This is a genomic window from Vibrio sp. Vb339 (genome assembly GCF_902751245.1).
Classification (GTDB): Bacteria; Pseudomonadota; Gammaproteobacteria; order Enterobacterales; family Vibrionaceae; genus Vibrio; species Vibrio coralliirubri.
This window is the reverse complement of sequence record NZ_CADDIS010000002.1, coordinates 244,201-260,390: the sequence shown is the minus strand read 5'-3', so window position 1 is coordinate 260,390 and position 16,190 is coordinate 244,201. Positions and strand designations below refer to the sequence as shown.

Sequence of the window (16,190 nt, the reverse complement as noted above, 5' to 3'; positions counted from 1 at the left end):
TGTAACGAATATCATGACAGTGTTTCGCGAATAGACTAGATTATCTAAACAAAACTGAAAGATAGAATTGCTCCATAAATTGACAGGAGTAATCCATGAAGCCTATATCTCAACATTCATCTGTTTTGCAGCGTTCGTCTATCTTTCAACAGACACCTATCTTCAAATACACAGTCATTGCACTAAGCTTAACTGCTCTGTTTGGCTGTAATGACTCTGAGGCGACGACAGCTCAAAAACAAACGCGTCCGATTCAAGTTATTCAACTTGAGCCTCTCTCTCATCAAGTTGAAAAATCGTTCACGGGCAAATTGCAGTCATCAGAAACGGCTGGCGTCGCGTTTCGTGTGCCTGGCACCATTCAAAACATGATGGTCTCTGTTGGCGATACAGTTAAGAAAGGCCAACCATTGGCACAACTCGACCCGCACGATTACCAAGTGGCGTTGGAAGAGTTGCAAGCTCGTTCTCTTGAAGCAAAATCCGCACACAAGCTAGCTAAGGCTGAACTTGCTCGAGTGAAACAAGCCATTGCTGACAACGCGATTGCTGATGTTAATCTGGACCGCGCAATCAGCGGTTATGAAAGAAGTGAAGCCGCGGTTAAAGTGGTTGAGCAAAACATACGCCGCGCAAAAGATTCGATTCGTTATACCCAACTGCTTGCGCCATTCGACGGCGTGGTCGCGGCATCTAACTTCGATCAGTTTGAACAAGTCCTGCCGGGTATTTCAGTTTTCACCATCCACAACCCTGATCAGCTTGAAGTTAAAATCCAAGTCCCAGAAAACTTGATTCATGAATTCCAACCGAATCAAACCGCTGGTATCAATTGGTATGGCTCAGAGGAAAAACTGATTGGGCACGCCACTGAAATTGCCACGTCTCCTCACCCTATTAAGCAGACCTACGCGGTGACTTACCATGTAGAGTCAGCCGACAAATCTGTGTTACCGGGCAAAGCCGTCACACTGACGACTCAACTTGGCGAACCAACCGATAATTTCTGCTTACCGTATTCCGCGATCGTCAACCAATCGGGTATCGAGCAAGTATTCACCGTTCAAAACGAACAAGCGCATGGCGTGACTGTGGACGTGGTTTCGATGTCTCAAAATACCGTGTGTGTTGAATCTACGCTTAGCGATCGCGACTTCGTTGTGGTAAGTGGTGCTCAGTACGTCATGGAAGGCCAACACTTCTCTGATATTCAAGTTAAGAGCCTGTAGGTAAATCATGATGAATCTAGCTGATTTTGCGATCAAACAACGCACCTTCATCCTGTTTTTCACTGCATTGAGTGTTATCGCGGGCCTGTTTTCTTACTTTGATCTTGGCAAGCTCGAAGACCCAAGTTTCACCATTAAAACGGCCGTTGTAGTGACACTCTACCCCGGCGCTTCTGCAGAAGAAGTGGAGCAACAAGTCACCGATACCGTTGAAACTAAACTGCAAGAGATGGGGTCATTGAACCGACTGCGTTCACTGTCTCGTCCGGGCATGTCGATGGTGTTTGTTGACCTTAAAGAGTCTCTTAATTCAAAAGCACTACCACAAGAGTGGGACTTGTTGCGTCGTAAAGTGTCAGACATGAAGCTGTTACTGCCTTCGACGGCGCAGATCAGTGTCGTGCAGGATGAGTTTTCTGAAGTCTACGGCATGCTTTTCTCTATCCACAGTAAGGATGCTTCGTCTGCTGAGCTAAGACGTTACGCCGAAGAACTTCAACGTAGAATTAAAACCGTCGATGGCATTAAAAAGATTGAGTTACACGGTGTTCAGCCACGTGTTGTTCATATCGATATTCCAGATGAAAGGTTGGCGCAATACGGTTTATCTATCACACAAGTTTGGTCACAGCTTAATACTCAGAACATGGCCTTTGATGCGGGCAAATTTTCAGCGGGCACTGAACGCATTCGCGTTCAACAGTCGAGCGAGTTTGGTTCATTAGACGACATCAAAAACCTGATGATTAAAGGCGGCGTGAGTGAATTCGGAACCAGCTTAATCCGTTTGGGCGATATCGCAGACATCACCATGGGCTACCAAGAACCAATGATGACGGAAAACCGCTACAACGGCGTACCTGCGGTCACGCTAGCGATGAGCCCAGTGACCGGCGTTAACGTGGTATCGCTTGGCGATGAAATCAATCAGATCGTCAGCGATTTCCAAGCAACTCTGCCGTTAGGCGTTGATATCTCGACGGTAGCAAACCAGCCTGAAGAAGTTCAGAAATCGATCGATAACTTCGTACAAAACTTACTTGAAAGTGTCGCGATTGTGTTCATCGTCCTATCGATATTCATGGGACTAAAAAGCGCTACCATCGTCGGTTCAAGCTTACTGCTGACTATCTTGCTGACGCTTATCTACATGAACATCGCGTCAATTGACTTACACCGAGTTTCGCTAGGTACGTTCATTCTTGCGCTCGGCATGTTGGTGGATAACGCCATTGTCATCACCGATATGATGATTGTGAAAATCAACAAAGGTGTCGACCGTACCAAAGCCGCAATTGATTCTGTTAAAGAGACAGCAACACCACTCTTTGGCGCGACAGTTATTGCTATCATGGGTGCAAGCCCTGTTATCTTTTCAAAAACCGATGCGGCTGAGTTCGCAAGCTCGGTATTCCTTATCATCGCCTCTTCGTTGTTATTGTCTTGGCTCGTCGCTATGACCTTCACAGCCTTAATGTGTTGGTTCTTTATAAAGCCAAGCAAACAAGCTGACAACACCAAAGTGAGCTTATACCGTAAGAGTGTAAACTGGACGGTAGATAACCCACTCAAAGCACTGACGGGCCTTATTCCGTTGATATTAGTGACGGCATTGGCTGTGCCGAGCATCGCGGTTAACTTCATTCCACAAGCCGACAGGCCCATCCTGTTTCTAGATTACTGGCTACCGAATGGTGCCAAGGTTGAACAAACCTCAGAGGACATGAAGCGCATCGAACAGTGGTTGTTAGAACAGCCGGAAGTCGAGAGTATCTCAACATACGTTGGCGCTGGAGCTCCTCGCTTCTCAGTAACCATTGAACCAGAACCGTTTGACCCTGCTTATGGTCAGATCTTGATTAACGCTACCGATTTCCCGTCACTCAGCCCGCTGATTGCGCGTGGTGACAAATGGTTAATGGAAGAGTTTCCAAACGCCGATCCTCGTTTTAGAAGCTTAAAACTGGCGACTGCCGATAAATTCAGTGTTGAAGCGCGTTTCTCCGGCCCAGATGTCGAGGTGCTTCACGGCTTATCAGAGCAAGCTAAAGCGATCTTTGCTCGTCATCCAGACACCAAATACGTGCGTGACGACTGGCGACAAAAGAGCAAAGTTCTAGAACCTGTCATCAACCAAGACAAGATGCGCCTAGCCGGTATTAACCGTGCCGACATTGCATTCGCGATGAAACGCGCGTCAGAAGGCATGCCACTGGGTCGTATGAACTTAAACGACGAACTGGTGACGATTCAACTGCGTGGCACAGAAAGCTCAATTCAGTCGCTAGAAACGCTGCCGGTTCGCTCTCTGTTAGGCATTCACAGCGTTCCACTGGGTCAAGTCATTGATGGCTTTGAGCTGACCAGTGAAGAGACCATGATTTGGCGTCGTGACCGTGTAAAAACCATCACTGCACAAGCTGGCGTTGGTCGTTACACCACTCCTGCAGCGGTAAGAAACTCGGTTAAAGAGCAAATTGAATCCATCCACCTTCCAGATGGTTACCACTTGGAATGGGGCGGCGAATATTACGACGAGCACAAAGCCGTCAGCGATATTCTTAAGCAGCTACCTAAAGCAATGCTGTTGATGGTGATTATCTTAGTGGCGATGTTTAACGGCTTCAAACAGCCAGTCATCATCTTCACCACCCTACCGCTTGCGGCAACGGGTGCAACATTCAGCTTATTGCTGTTGGATAAACCATTCGGATTCATGGCATTGATTGGCGCGGTAACCTTGACCGGTATGATCATCAAGAACGGCATTGTATTGATGGACCAAATCGAGCTTGAACGTAAAAACGGTCGCTCACTGTCTGATGCAATCAAAGAAGCAACCGTGAACCGCACAATGGCGATCTCAATGGGCGCGCTCACCACAGCACTTGGCATGATCCCGCTACTTAGTGACCTGCTATTTGACCAGATGGCGGCAACCATTATCGGTGGTTTGGCTGCAGCAACTGTGTTGTCTCTGTTTGTAATGCCTGCGCTGTACAAGCTTTTCTATCGAACTGAAGAGAAAAAGACAGTGGCTGAAGCCATTAAAGACGCAGTGTTCGTGCTTGATGCAACACCTCAGTCTACAAACAACGGCACTACAACCTCATTCAACAAGGAGCAATAAACATGTATCCATTAACGAAGTTTAAAGTGGCTCCTATTGCTCTCGCCTTGTTGCTGACAGGTTGTGCGGTTGGCCCCGATTACGAAGAGCCACAAACGACCATGGCTGAGACTTTCTTATATAGCCAAGGTGATGTAAACCAAGACAGCGTGAACCAAAACGAACAGTACAATCATTGGTGGACACAGTTCAATGACCCGACGCTCAATCAGTTAGTGGCCGATGTTCAAAACCAAAACATCCCACTTAAATTGGCCGCCGAGCGAATCAACATGGCGAACTCATACAAAAGCGTTGTTGAATCATTCAAAGTTCCGACAATCAATGTCGGTGGCGGTTATTACAACTACCAATTGAGCGAGAACGACTCCCTACTCGGCCCGGTATTTGGCGCTTCTGATGCGGTTGAATCAGCGACGGGCATGTCGTTATTGGAAGCGCAACACGATGGTGGGTTCTTAGGCGCGAGCATCGCATGGGAAATGGACTTGTTTGGACGTATCGATAAGCAATCCAACGCAGCAACAATTCGAGTGGAACAAGCCGAGATCTTTCAATCGGGTTTGAATACCTTGATCACCGCCGATGTCATTCACAACTACCTGCAATATCGTGGCGCTCAAGAACGAAAAGCGATCGCACTAGAGAACATTGCCGACCAAAAGCAGACTTTAGAACTGGTCACCAAAGTTGTTCGCAGCGGCTACGGATCTGAGTTAGACCTTGATCAAGCCAAAGCCATGCTTGCCGCGACTGAATCCATTGTTCCTCAACTCGAAATAGCAGAGCAAGTCCACAAACAACGTATGGCAGTCTTATTAGGCGAGTCGCTTACGAACGTGAACCAACGTTTAGCGGGTGAATTTACATTGCCGCGAATGAACGATGTGATTCCGACAGGCTTACCTTCTGACTTGTTAGAACAACGCCCAGACATCCGAATAGCAGAGCGTGAAATGGCAGCCATTAATGAAGAACTCGGCGCAAGCATTGCCAATCGCTATCCAAAGTTCTTCCTAACGGGCACACCAGGTCTGACGGCAGGAAGTTTTGATGACCTATTCAGTAGCGACTCGTTCGGTTGGGCGGCCTCTGCAGGCATCAGTTGGAATGTGTTCGATGGTGGCCGAGGTGAAGCCATGGTGGAAATGAACGAAGCAAGGTTCCGTTCTGCAGCACTTAACTACCAACACTCAGTAGACAGCGCCTTTGCAGAAGTCGATTCAAGCTTGTTTGCCTATGGCCGTAGCCAAGAGAACCAAAAGCGCATCGATGAAGCCACCCTCGCCGTCGATAATGCAGTGAGCAAAGCAAAGTCACTCTATAAAGCCGGCCTAGTCGATTACTTGTCGGTGTTAGACGCACAAAGACAACAAAAAGCGATGCAAGATCGCCAAGTGGCCGCCAAGCTTCAAACCGCCAACACCACGATTGCGGTATATAAAGCGTTAGGTGGTGATTGGAAAGTAGCTGATGAAACACAGAGCGTTGAATTAGCCCAAGTTAACTAGGCTCGCTGCTATTCGTTATCTGCTGAATGATGTAATAAGCGTAAAAAAATACCGCCGTTGATTACGGCGGTATTTTTGTGAACTGGTTAGCTGGTTAGCTGGTAAATAAGTTTACCAGCAAGATAATCCATTACTTTATATCATTACGCTTCGCCCACTCTTGTAAGGCATCACCCATAGTCAAACCTGTCGCATTGTTCATCCACTGCATAAAATCACGGTCAAATTTAAACTCTTCGCCAAGCACGAACTTAAAATATCGACGCACGTTCTGAGTCGTTTTATAGCTGTCCGTTATGACGGTACTGTCATCAATCTGATTCTTGTGCCAATCAACCTTTTCCATGGTCTATTCTCTTCTTGTCATCTCAATGCATGCACTACGCGTTTCGAGGACCAAACATAATAATCGCCATACCGAGTAGTGCAACTGAGCCACCAACCAGATCCCACGTTGTCGGCCTTTCGCCATCAACAAGCCACAGCCATATTAGGGCAACAGAAATATACACACCGCCATAGGCCGCATAAACACGCCCTGTCGCGGTAGGATGAAGCGTCAATAACCAAGCAAACAACGCCAGGCTTATCGCAGCAGGAATCAATAACCAAATGCTCTTGTCTTCTCTCAACCAAAGATAAGGTAGATAACACCCTACAATCTCGGCCACCGCCGTCAGTACAAAAAGACCGACCGTTTTAAATTCAATCACAACTTACCTTTATCTGTTTAAATGCAGAGTACACTGTTAATTCTTAGGCTTTGTTAGCCCATTAAAACCAAGCCTTCACTAAACGCATGTTCAGTATTTATTGATATTTCCAGAGTTTGTCTGTTTGATAAACTTGTCTCATTCACTACAAGAGTGAGCGAAAAATGATTCATATATCCCAAGTACTAACGTTAGTCGAAAAGCATCTGAAGTGCTTACAACCTAAAGAAGCCGTGCACTTTAAAACCTACAAAAGAGACCGTGGTTTTCTGCTTTATTGCCTTGGTGACACACAGTTTAAGATCATTGAAACGGGTTACCACAACCATACATTTACTGGTGATGTAGCAAGCACTCGAAAACACGTTAAGAAAGTTTTGAAACGAGAGTTCCCTAGAAGCAATAAGGTTTGGGTTGAATACTATCAAGCTGTCGATGATCCATCCAACGTCAACAGCTCCCACACACCACAGATGCCCCTGTTTTAGTTTCAATGGAACATAACGTTGGTTGGATAAACGCTATTTTGGCGCTTCTGATGCTGTAAAATTGGTTTTAAAAGTGAAGGCATGCGGCGAATCACCGTTTTCTCGGAGGTGTTTAAGTCGCTCTATCGCTTCTTCGAGTGTGGGAATATGGTCTTCTTCGATCCACCAAAGAACATAAGTATCTTCAGGTAAACGATGAAACCAGTCTCCTTTTCTGCGCATGAAATCACGGTGATGTGTGCGGAACATGAAGTTCTTTAACGAATCCACAGAGTCCCACACCGACATGTTCACAATCATATTAGGATCATCGAAAGCTTGGATGTTGGTGGCGTCACCAGATTCATCTTTCAGACGCCAAACGAACCCTTCACTGCTTTCTGCGATTCCATTAACCAACTCTAAGTTATCGACAAACTCTTTGATTTCTGGCGCATCTAACGGGTATTTTGCCAGAGCGATATTCAACTGAGCTAATTTCATAACGTTTCTTCCTTGATAAATTATGAGTAATAAGCGACGTTTTGTTAGGCGTTCTTACTCAAGTAAACCCTAACAAATCCAAACTCTTCGTCGGTTTCTTCCCTATCAATCGACCAACCATTTTTCAGATAAAACTGAATCGCTTGCTCATTACCTTTGAATGTTTCAATACGATAATGTTCATGACCCAATGTGCTCATCTCGTTCTCAACATACTTGAGAAGAGTCGCACCAAAACCAGAACGTTGAATGTTCGGGGAAACCATTAAGATATGTACGAAGTCATTTTCAAACGCACAATAACCTTGAATCTGATTATTTGATTCAAGTACGACACAATTTGAGAGTTGTTTCTCAACTTCTTTATCAGACTCACCACTGTTGATGAACCAATCCACGCCTTCATCGCCCAAAAACGAACGGTAACACGCATTGATTGTGTCTCTCGCTAGCTCTTGGATTGACGCTAAATCAGATGCTTGGGCTTTTCTAATATTTTCCATATAACCTTCTTGTTCTCGCGAATAACGCTTCACTCAATAGTGGGCAACGCGACTACTTTACCTAAAAGTTTGTGCTGTAAACACTAAAGTTCAATCAAACTGGTGATCTTAAGCATTGGGAATGAATGTAGAACGCAGATATGGCTTGAGTTAGGGATTAGAAATTAAGAACTGAGAGCTCAGAATTAATAGTTAAGAATTAAAACGAGAAAGCTTATATTCATAGAAAACCACGGCACTTTCATCAGAAGCTTGCTCAACAAAACCTAGATTCTTAAGTAAGTGTGCAGAGGCGATGTTTGAACGATCGACACCACCAATCAGTGTTGACCATGACTCCGTTTTTGCGACTTCTGTGATGAAACTCTGCAATAACTCACTCGCTAAACCTTTGCCCCAGAACTCTTCTGCAAGCAAGTAGCCAATATGAGCATCACTTTCCTCTTCTACGTAAGCGAACAGAAAACCAATTAATTGATTATCGTGGGATTTCACTTGAAGTAAGCGGCTCTCTGACAACATTCGGTCGAGCCAAATTTCAGCCAACTCACCTGACACAATACCGTGAAAGTATGGTGGAAGGTTTTCAACTACTGATGGGGTTAGAATATCAGGTACTCGCTCAAGCAGAGCCGAACGTTCAAGAACAGTAAGTTCACCTGCAACTTCTTCTACTTTTAGTCTTTGAGTTTCAAACGAGATCGCCATGTGTCCTGCCTAGTTCGATAAAAATGTGGATTATACACCTGAGTTCGCGCGTTGGGTGTGTTTTCAAACCAACACGGCTTGTTGTAAGTAAAACTGACACCTAGAAGTAATCTGGTATTCGTCCATCAAACTCAGAAGAGTCGTTCGAAATATACATACAATCAGAGCCTACTATGCTCACAAACCCAAGCCTATTATAAAATTCATGCTCGATGTCGCTGTGTAGGTACAAAGCCTTACAAGTATGACGAGTGAATAACTCCGTTTTTACCAAGTTGATCAATTCAGACGCATAGCCTTGGTGTCGTAATGCTTGAGGGGTAGCCACAGAGCCAATACCGAAACACCCCTTAGCAAGACCAAACATGTCACGGTAAACGATAAGAGACGACACGACTCTATCCTTCTCGACTAACACATACCAAGTACCAGATAAGTACTTTTTACTTTTGCGACAACCTGTTAAGTAATTGTCTAACGTCAATCCATCACCCCAAACATCGAAGCCCATTGTATAAATGGTATCTAGCTCATGAAGCTCTGCTTTTTTTACGTGCATTACTCTAAATATCCTGAATTAACTAACCCATGTAATACCATATTACTTAGGCAACGACGGCAACTCATAAACTCTCGGATACGAACCAAACTAAAGAGCAGCCACGCCTTCAACTTCAATCACAGTGTTCACATTAGCGCGTTCGATTATCTTGAGTAACGTCGTTTGGATCAGTTCATTATCTCGGATTTCGGTTTCACAAGAAAAACGTTCTTCTTGAACACCATCGCCCTCACCCAGCATAAATTGAACTGCGACTTCCGTTGCGAGATCTTTGGTCGCCCCGTAATACGCTAACGTGATTTTTGGGTATCCGTGGTCGCCTTTCTTAACCTGCTTTGCGATACGTTTCTTGGCTTTATCTAAATTCATACAACTTCCTTTTAAGTCTGAAATACAAGGTGACTAGAACACGTTTTTAAACGGTAAGTAATACAATCAGCGTTGGTTATCGAGTTTCCCTAGCCTTTTGATACTAATCAAGATGGTACAGTCTTAGCACTTTAAAGAGTGATAGCTAGAACACAGAAAACCTGTTTAAGAAATATAATGACAGCGCGTAAGAGTTACGCGCCAAGAAGCGGTAGATGTTTTCGTTGTTGATAAGTTAAGGCTAACTCTAAGCACTGCTTGATTGGTGCTTTGGGAAGTGGTTCTGTTAGGTTCAAGACGATTGCCCGATTACCTTGAAATGCCAGTGTGCCATCGTGCAATTCTCTGAATGTGTCGATTAGCTTTGTTTGACAGTTAAAGAACAAGTAATAGTTGTTTGGTGATTTCAATTTCCAGTCGATTCGAATTGGGCTGCCCGTCTTAACGTTGTAACTCGGCTCGCCCCATTTCAGAGACTCTTCGACTTCACCTAAATCCAAATCAGAGCAAAGCTCAAAGATTAATGAACGCAACTCGTCAAGCCGAGCTCGAACATCATCGGGATACTCGTCGAAATGTGTTTTAATTGCTTGGTTCATTCAACCTCCGATTCAGTTGTTGTGATATTAAAGTGCAGCTCACTTAAAGCATAGAACCTTAAACATTAGCCCAATTTATAACGAAAAATGCCAAGCCTCGTAAATCACTTTTGAGTTATCTGTTCGTTAGCGGTTTTCAAGACCAGCTTTAGACCGTCTGTATCCTTACAACCAATGTAAACATGCTTTCCATTGGTTAGGCTTAACTTCAACGCGGAACCTATCGATGCATTATACAACCAGCCATCGCTCAGCATTCGGATACCAATACCTTGATACCACTTGCTTTGATAGAACGATGTCTCTGTAATGTCTGACACTTCTACATTCTTACGCCAAACACCAAAGCCGAAATACCAGCTTAGTACATTGTCTTTGACCTCAATGGTCATGGAGAAAAAGAGCAAAGCAATTAAACCATTGATGGCGTGAGCGATTAATGTCCCGGGGTTATTATCAGAGGTAACGACAATGAAAGCACTTATCGCAACAAGGATGAGCAGCAATCCCTTGTTGAATTCCTTACTATAAAACACAGTGACAACTCCTATAGACAACGAACAACCCACTAACTAGCCAACAGTTATCTTACTGCAGCCTTTCTAAATAATCGTAGCAAGTAATGCAGGGATACTCCCACAACCAAACCAAGTAGCATTGCCTTGATACTACCAACCCAAAGTATCAAGCCAGAATAACCTTGTCCCGGACCTAAGCCTTGTTTATTAATCACATCGACAAACATAAAACCGTTCCACAGCACATGCAGTGAGGCTGTAAATCCATGCACACAAATTGCGACGGTTCCAAGTAACTTGTGCCTGTTAATGACAGGTGCGCCACAAAAGATGACAACAAGCGCAAAGGTCAAAATCAGAGGGCCCGACAGTACTAAAGTGAGTGTGATTACTTCAACGTGGCTCTCTGTTCCATAACTGTATGTACAAAATACCATTGCCATTGAAAACAAAAGCGAAATGAGTGCGAACCATAGCGTTCTATTCATTGGGGTTCCCTGTCTTAATAGTGGGTTTAGGACAAATTCGATAATCGACAGGAAGAACTAATTACCAAAAATACGGCAGGAGAAATGCCCTTGTTACACTACTATTCGATGGACAACTCAGACTTTCACAAACCCAATGTAACGTGAGACTTAGAAGACAAGCTAGATAGCAAAAAGGCTACTCACCTTCGCGCCTGACTGCATACCTTATTGAGCGCCCTGTTGAACCCAAATAACATTTTCGTTTGAAGTTGGAACCTCAAACCAAGACCAAAACAGATCTAACATTTCAGGTGTCATTTCATAAGACTTGCCATTGAGTTCCGAGTTACGGCTGAATGCCCTCTCCTTACAAGTCTCAAACGGGACATCAAGGTAGTGAACTTCGCTGTCCACGCCTAGGTTTGATGCCCAACTTGTAAAAGAATCTCGGTCTGATTTACGCCAAAAACCGAAGTCAAAAATCACCGGGACACCCAAGGAAAACAGCTGTATTGCAGAGTCTTTGAATAACCCTTGAAGCGTAGCCAGCCGGCGATCAAAAACTTCACGCTCCATATGCTCGCCATACAAAGGAATCATCCACTCATCGATCGAGAAACGAAAGGCGCCATGCTTTTCTGCAAGTGCTTTAGAGTAAGTCGTTTTACCCGAACCGATAAAGCCACATACGAAATAGATCTTAGTCATGATTCCTCTTTTGCTTATAGGTAGATTTACGCAGACATCTAGCCGAAACACTAACTGGGAATGCCACACTTGAGGAATCACTCGAAAAGTTCCGTTAATCGTAATCCCTAAAATTACTGTTAACTTTATACGTTATACTGCGATTATTAGCTTCTAACACTTCAATCGTTGCACCTTGATAACTAATAAAATGACTTTCGTTTAGATCGTACTCTACGTCAGTGGTGAACGGCATTCTTGCTGTGTTTCCACTAAATTCACGATAGGTAAAACGAATACGATTATCTATTTTCCCCGTATAAATTAAAGTTTGCTGAAATGCACTTGAATCATACATATGTTTATCGTAAATGCGGCCTTGAACCTTCACATTGTCGAGGCTACTACAGTCAGTTGCCTCTAACAGCAACCCCATACTAGGGTCGTATAGGCAAGCTAGTTCGGATTTTTCATTTACAACAAACATTGCCGAAGAAAAAGCTCCAGAAAACGCACTACCTTCATCAACGGGTTCAAAAATGGCTCTGTCTTTAGAGTTTCCGACATAACCTGTTTGTATATATTTATTAGGCATTAACGTTGCCAATGAAACCGAGACCTCGTTATATACATCTATAGCTCTTACTTCAATACTTAACCCCTGACGCAGCAAATTCTCACCTAAAGAAACCGTTACCTCACGATCCAAAGGAGGATAGCTGAACTTCTGAGGTACAGGTTGTTGATATGTGGGAGAGCCAGCACAACCAGCAACTGATGCCACAACGAAAATAATACCAAAACGCTTAATCATAAATGTCTTAAATGTGTATAAGTTAGAAGTACTTATTATAAAGATTACCTTTATTTTGAGTAAGAGGTATCAATAAAGTGTTACACAAAACGAATGGTAAAAATCCTGCTTCTTAATACCAGTTAGTCCGAATAACCAAACACGGCGACAAATACTTACGAACACTATGAGTTCACGGGGCAAGGACAGTCATTGCCAACCTTGACGACAAGCAAGATAAGTTAAGTCAGTGGTATCGGGGCGTTCTAGAGCGGAGAGCAATTGAACCGAGCGATAGTGGCACTTGCCGCGAAGAACGCACGAATTATATGGTCGCTTTGACACAATCAAACCGAATATGAAAACTATGTTGCTTAAGTAGAAACCTAGGCAGCATAAAGAGTTAAACCCACCGGGTCATTGCAGACGCTAATGATGGAGATAGGTTAAGACCACTTTCGGAGAGCCTGTTAATGCGGCGGACACACTAGATGTCATCTAACGAATAAGGCACCGCAGTCGCACAAAGTCATAAGGGCCACGACGTAAGCGAATCGTCGATAAGTAGGCCGAATGTAGAGCGGCAGTCCAAAACCTATCAACATAAGGTTAGCGGATGTTTGACAACCGGGGGAATCCATGTAGCCGCGTGAAGTAGTGAGCAACGCTACCACGAAACTAAACCATACCACCATAAACACAAAACCCAACGATTAGCACTAAAAATGCCAAGCGTTGGGAATCACTCTAAAATGCTTTGTTAAACCTAAGGTAAGCGCGCTAAAACCTCTTCCCAGATAACCAATGCTTCACCCTTATCATTTATATTCACTTCATACGAATTTATACCATGCTCATATGTATGCAAAGGTTCTAATTCATGTTCACCTAAGTTACTCGAAACGGACATTGGCAGCATTGGGAAAAAAGAGATATAAAAGATTTCAACTCGTTTATTTTTCTCATAGTATTCGGACGCTAAGCCATTGATATAATCCAAAAACTTTCTCGAATTCATATATTGAAAGGTTGCTCTTTCGTCTACACACCCTCCAGCACTTGACTTGAGGTCACATATTAGAACACCTAAATACTCTTCTTTTTCATGATAGACTACAAGATCACTTCTTTTATTAACATGCTTGGCATCCGAGCAGAAAAAATAAGACAACTTTTGATAAGGTTCATCTTCTTTATCTAACTCAATAAAAATGGAGTCTTTAATACCAGTATCATCAATATGCTTCTTAAACAACTTGAAGTCAATTTTCTTCAAGCTTGCAGAAATTGAATTTTCTGTAACGGCCACTTTCCTTCCGGCAGATAGACCTATTTTTATAGAGTTACAAAATATCTTATTAAATACAGTAATCATGATACTAAGTAATAGACCTCTTTCGATAGCCCCGTCGCTTCATTTATTTCATCATTAAAAAGCTTCAGCTGAATACCCAATTTATTCACTGGCATTTCATAAATCTTATGGCTAGTTGAAGAGTTAACATATGCCCGAACTTTCGATGGTGACATTATATCTTCTTTCATAATATCGTACTTATGAAGAACTTCTTCAAGTTCTTCATCATCAATATCAGGATTACTTAACATCAATAAGGTATTGAGCTCTCTTAGTAAATGGTCACTATGAGTCGTCGCTACTACTTTTATTCCAGAGTTAACAACCCTAACCAAAAGTTGAGCTAAAAGCCTCTGCGCATCTGGGTGTAAATTTAACTCGGGCTCATCAATAATCAACACATCACCTTTCTTAGCAATATGCCTAACATATAGATCCAACAGATATAATGATTTTGTCGCAGATGAAGTAAGATGAATAGGTATTTCTACTCGGTCTCTATTTCTCTTTTTATTCGGAACATAGAATATACCGTTACTCTGAGTTTTAAAGGTACCACCTACAAGTTGCTTCAACTTTTTAACTAAAGGATCGGAGCTTAATTTTTCAGTAATAATCTCACTTCTATTCTTTATAGATTCCGAAGCATATCTAATACTATCGATATTGCTTCTTATTGGAAGAGAATACCTTGACCTCATATCCTTCATAAACTTCAAAGGATCTATTTTTTTATTTTCTTTTAAGTTTACTATATGGTCTATAAATGAGTGAGCTTGGCTATCAAGGTCTTTATAGAACATTGCAGCTCCAGTTCTTTCGGATGTAATTACGAAAGAATTTGGAATAACTGAATCCAAAATTAGTTCGGAAAGGTGTCTTTCTAACGCATACTCAACAAAACCTCTTGATACTGTTGGACTTAACAAATTTACATATATTGTATTTTGGTCTTTTTCAGTACTAATTCTAAGCTCAGTATCGCCTTCCTCACCCAACTTTACTCTAATTTCTGACTCATGTATGAAAAACTTTTGATTACAAATTTCGCCAAGTGATAAAGATACTGAGCTCTTATCAAAAGTATTCTCTTCCGAATTAAATACGTCCTTCAAAGATTTTTGTGAAAACTCTTTGGAAACTTTTGAAAGAATCTCTTCAACATTAGGGATAGCAATATGGCATTCACCGTCACTAAACAGTTTATCTATGTCCTCTTGACCCGCTACTTTGACCCTAGTAACGCTACATTTCTTCAAAAGCCCATAAATACTATGGCTGATATAAGTTTTACCGGTATTATTCCGCCCACAAATTACTGTAAAGTCTCCAAGTTCGACTTCCCCAGCATCAATAAAACCTATATTTGAAAAACTAAACTTCATATGATCCTCCTAGCTCTCGCAATCATACTACTAATCAATAGCATATGGTAGACACTTAGGTTTAACGCCCTGTTAAGGTGTGAGCAACGCCATACCGATGCCTCCGCACACCACCTTAATCACTAAAATCAACACATAGCGAAAATGCCATGCGTTGCGAATCACTCTTAACAGTTTGCTATGCGCTTACTGCTTATTATACTTAGGCTTGATGAGTGCTGGATTTTTTGACCTAAACATAGAAAATGCCTCATATTCCATATAACTAACTGCGCCCATTAACTTTAAATCTTCGATAGAGCGTCTTTTTACATCACAAATTATTGGGCAGATAGACACATACAAATCTAAATCATTTTTCCAATCCGAATACTCGCCAAGGTGATCACGAATAGTATTGCCACCACTATGACCACGACCACCATTTATCGAGCGATTAAGTTGATTCAGTCTGCCTTTGATACCTGATAGAGAGTTGGACATTCCAATATATACAACGTTTTCAAACGACATTTTTTGACCAGTAAGGTCGTCCGACGTGATAGCTAAAGCATAAACACCCGGATAGCTGATGTTTTCTAACGAGACCCGGTCAGCCCAATAAGACCAAGATGACAACAACAATTTAGGCATCGCTACATTTCTCATATATGTACTCTTGGCAAACAATGTGAGTGGCGCTTAA

At 42.8% G+C, this 16,190-nt stretch carries 19 protein-coding genes and 1 pseudogene; 5 read left to right on the top strand and 15 right to left on the bottom strand.

Annotated elements, in window-relative coordinates; all coding sequences use genetic code 11:
• Nucleotides 1-95: 95 nt before the first annotated feature.
• From HRQ85_RS10055 to HRQ85_RS10045, 3 genes are read left to right on the top strand one after another with little or no spacing between them, the layout of a single operon-like run.
• Nucleotides 96-1,229, top strand: a complete 1,134-nt coding sequence (locus HRQ85_RS10055; RefSeq protein ID WP_172379529.1) for an efflux RND transporter periplasmic adaptor subunit — start codon at nucleotides 96-98, stop codon at nucleotides 1,227-1,229.
• A 10-nt stretch (nucleotides 1,230-1,239) separates the two neighbouring features.
• Entirely contained in the window at nucleotides 1,240-4,359 is a 3,120-nt protein-coding gene (locus tag HRQ85_RS10050) for an efflux RND transporter permease subunit (protein ID WP_172380052.1), read from the top strand.
• Nucleotides 4,360-4,361: 2 nt separating this feature from the next.
• The gene (locus tag HRQ85_RS10045) at nucleotides 4,362-5,870 is read left to right on the top strand and encodes an efflux transporter outer membrane subunit (RefSeq protein ID WP_172379528.1); all 1,509 of its coding nucleotides are present in this window, start codon (nucleotides 4,362-4,364) and stop codon (nucleotides 5,868-5,870) included.
• 130 nt (nucleotides 5,871-6,000) lie between these two features.
• Here HRQ85_RS10045 and HRQ85_RS10040 read toward each other — a convergent pair whose 3' ends face one another.
• Entirely contained in the window at nucleotides 6,001-6,216 is a 216-nt protein-coding gene (locus tag HRQ85_RS10040) for a DUF6434 domain-containing protein (RefSeq protein WP_172379527.1), read from the bottom strand.
• Nucleotides 6,217-6,250: 34 nt separating this feature from the next.
• Nucleotides 6,251-6,583, bottom strand: coding sequence for a YnfA family protein (locus HRQ85_RS10035; protein WP_172379526.1), 333 nt, complete (start codon nucleotides 6,581-6,583; stop codon nucleotides 6,251-6,253).
• Between the two features lie 164 nt (nucleotides 6,584-6,747).
• Here HRQ85_RS10035 and HRQ85_RS10030 point away from each other — a divergent pair, with 164 nt between their 5' ends.
• Nucleotides 6,748-7,071 carry a hypothetical protein gene (locus HRQ85_RS10030; protein ID WP_172379525.1) on the top strand — a complete coding sequence of 108 codons (324 nt, stop codon included), beginning with the start codon at nucleotides 6,748-6,750 and terminating at the stop codon, nucleotides 7,069-7,071.
• A gap of 33 nt (nucleotides 7,072-7,104) precedes the next feature.
• On the opposite strand, the gene HRQ85_RS10025 is transcribed toward HRQ85_RS10030, so the two are convergent.
• The 10 genes from HRQ85_RS10025 to HRQ85_RS09980 form a co-directional block, all read right to left on the bottom strand.
• Complete coding sequence (locus tag HRQ85_RS10025; protein WP_172379524.1) at nucleotides 7,105-7,554, bottom strand: DUF3291 domain-containing protein; 450 nt, start codon at nucleotides 7,552-7,554, stop codon at nucleotides 7,105-7,107.
• A gap of 44 nt (nucleotides 7,555-7,598) precedes the next feature.
• Nucleotides 7,599-8,057 (bottom strand): GNAT family N-acetyltransferase, encoded by a 459-nt coding sequence (locus HRQ85_RS10020; protein ID WP_172379523.1) that lies wholly within the window; start codon nucleotides 8,055-8,057, stop codon nucleotides 7,599-7,601.
• 192 nt (nucleotides 8,058-8,249) lie between these two features.
• A complete protein-coding gene (locus HRQ85_RS10015; RefSeq protein WP_172379522.1) occupies nucleotides 8,250-8,765 on the bottom strand; it encodes a GNAT family N-acetyltransferase in 516 nt (171 codons plus the stop codon).
• A gap of 100 nt (nucleotides 8,766-8,865) precedes the next feature.
• A complete protein-coding gene (locus HRQ85_RS10010) occupies nucleotides 8,866-9,324 on the bottom strand; it encodes a GNAT family N-acetyltransferase (RefSeq protein ID WP_172379521.1) in 459 nt (152 codons plus the stop codon).
• A 90-nt stretch (nucleotides 9,325-9,414) separates the two neighbouring features.
• Entirely contained in the window at nucleotides 9,415-9,696 is a 282-nt protein-coding gene (locus tag HRQ85_RS10005) for a hypothetical protein (RefSeq protein WP_172379520.1), read from the bottom strand.
• Nucleotides 9,697-9,890: 194 nt separating this feature from the next.
• Complete coding sequence (locus HRQ85_RS10000) at nucleotides 9,891-10,295, bottom strand: DUF1801 domain-containing protein (RefSeq protein ID WP_172379519.1); 405 nt, start codon at nucleotides 10,293-10,295, stop codon at nucleotides 9,891-9,893.
• A 104-nt stretch (nucleotides 10,296-10,399) separates the two neighbouring features.
• Nucleotides 10,400-10,852 carry a hypothetical protein gene (locus HRQ85_RS09995; protein ID WP_172379518.1) on the bottom strand — a complete coding sequence of 151 codons (453 nt, stop codon included), beginning with the start codon at nucleotides 10,850-10,852 and terminating at the stop codon, nucleotides 10,400-10,402.
• A gap of 26 nt (nucleotides 10,853-10,878) precedes the next feature.
• The gene (locus tag HRQ85_RS09990; RefSeq protein WP_172379517.1) at nucleotides 10,879-11,301 is read right to left on the bottom strand and encodes a hypothetical protein; all 423 of its coding nucleotides are present in this window, start codon (nucleotides 11,299-11,301) and stop codon (nucleotides 10,879-10,881) included.
• A gap of 207 nt (nucleotides 11,302-11,508) precedes the next feature.
• Nucleotides 11,509-11,991, bottom strand: a complete 483-nt coding sequence (locus HRQ85_RS09985) for an AAA family ATPase (RefSeq protein WP_172379516.1) — start codon at nucleotides 11,989-11,991, stop codon at nucleotides 11,509-11,511.
• A 94-nt stretch (nucleotides 11,992-12,085) separates the two neighbouring features.
• Nucleotides 12,086-12,784 carry a hypothetical protein gene (locus HRQ85_RS09980; RefSeq protein ID WP_172379515.1) on the bottom strand — a complete coding sequence of 233 codons (699 nt, stop codon included), beginning with the start codon at nucleotides 12,782-12,784 and terminating at the stop codon, nucleotides 12,086-12,088.
• Between the two features lie 119 nt (nucleotides 12,785-12,903).
• Here HRQ85_RS09980 and HRQ85_RS09975 point away from each other — a divergent pair.
• Nucleotides 12,904-13,105: pseudogene (locus HRQ85_RS09975) on the top strand (IS110 family transposase); the annotation flags it as partial.
• A gap of 424 nt (nucleotides 13,106-13,529) precedes the next feature.
• Here the strand turns inward: HRQ85_RS09975 and HRQ85_RS09970 are convergent.
• The 3 genes from HRQ85_RS09970 to HRQ85_RS09955 all read right to left on the bottom strand — a co-directional run bounded on the left by HRQ85_RS09970 (nucleotide 13,530) and on the right by HRQ85_RS09955 (nucleotide 16,153).
• A complete protein-coding gene (locus HRQ85_RS09970) occupies nucleotides 13,530-14,072 on the bottom strand; it encodes a hypothetical protein (protein ID WP_172379514.1) in 543 nt (180 codons plus the stop codon).
• 62 nt (nucleotides 14,073-14,134) lie between these two features.
• Entirely contained in the window at nucleotides 14,135-15,505 is a 1,371-nt protein-coding gene (locus HRQ85_RS09965) for an AAA family ATPase (protein ID WP_172379513.1), read from the bottom strand.
• Between the two features lie 186 nt (nucleotides 15,506-15,691).
• Nucleotides 15,692-16,153 (bottom strand): hypothetical protein, encoded by a 462-nt coding sequence (locus HRQ85_RS09955; protein ID WP_172379512.1) that lies wholly within the window; start codon nucleotides 16,151-16,153, stop codon nucleotides 15,692-15,694.
• Nucleotides 16,154-16,190 lie beyond the last annotated feature (37 nt).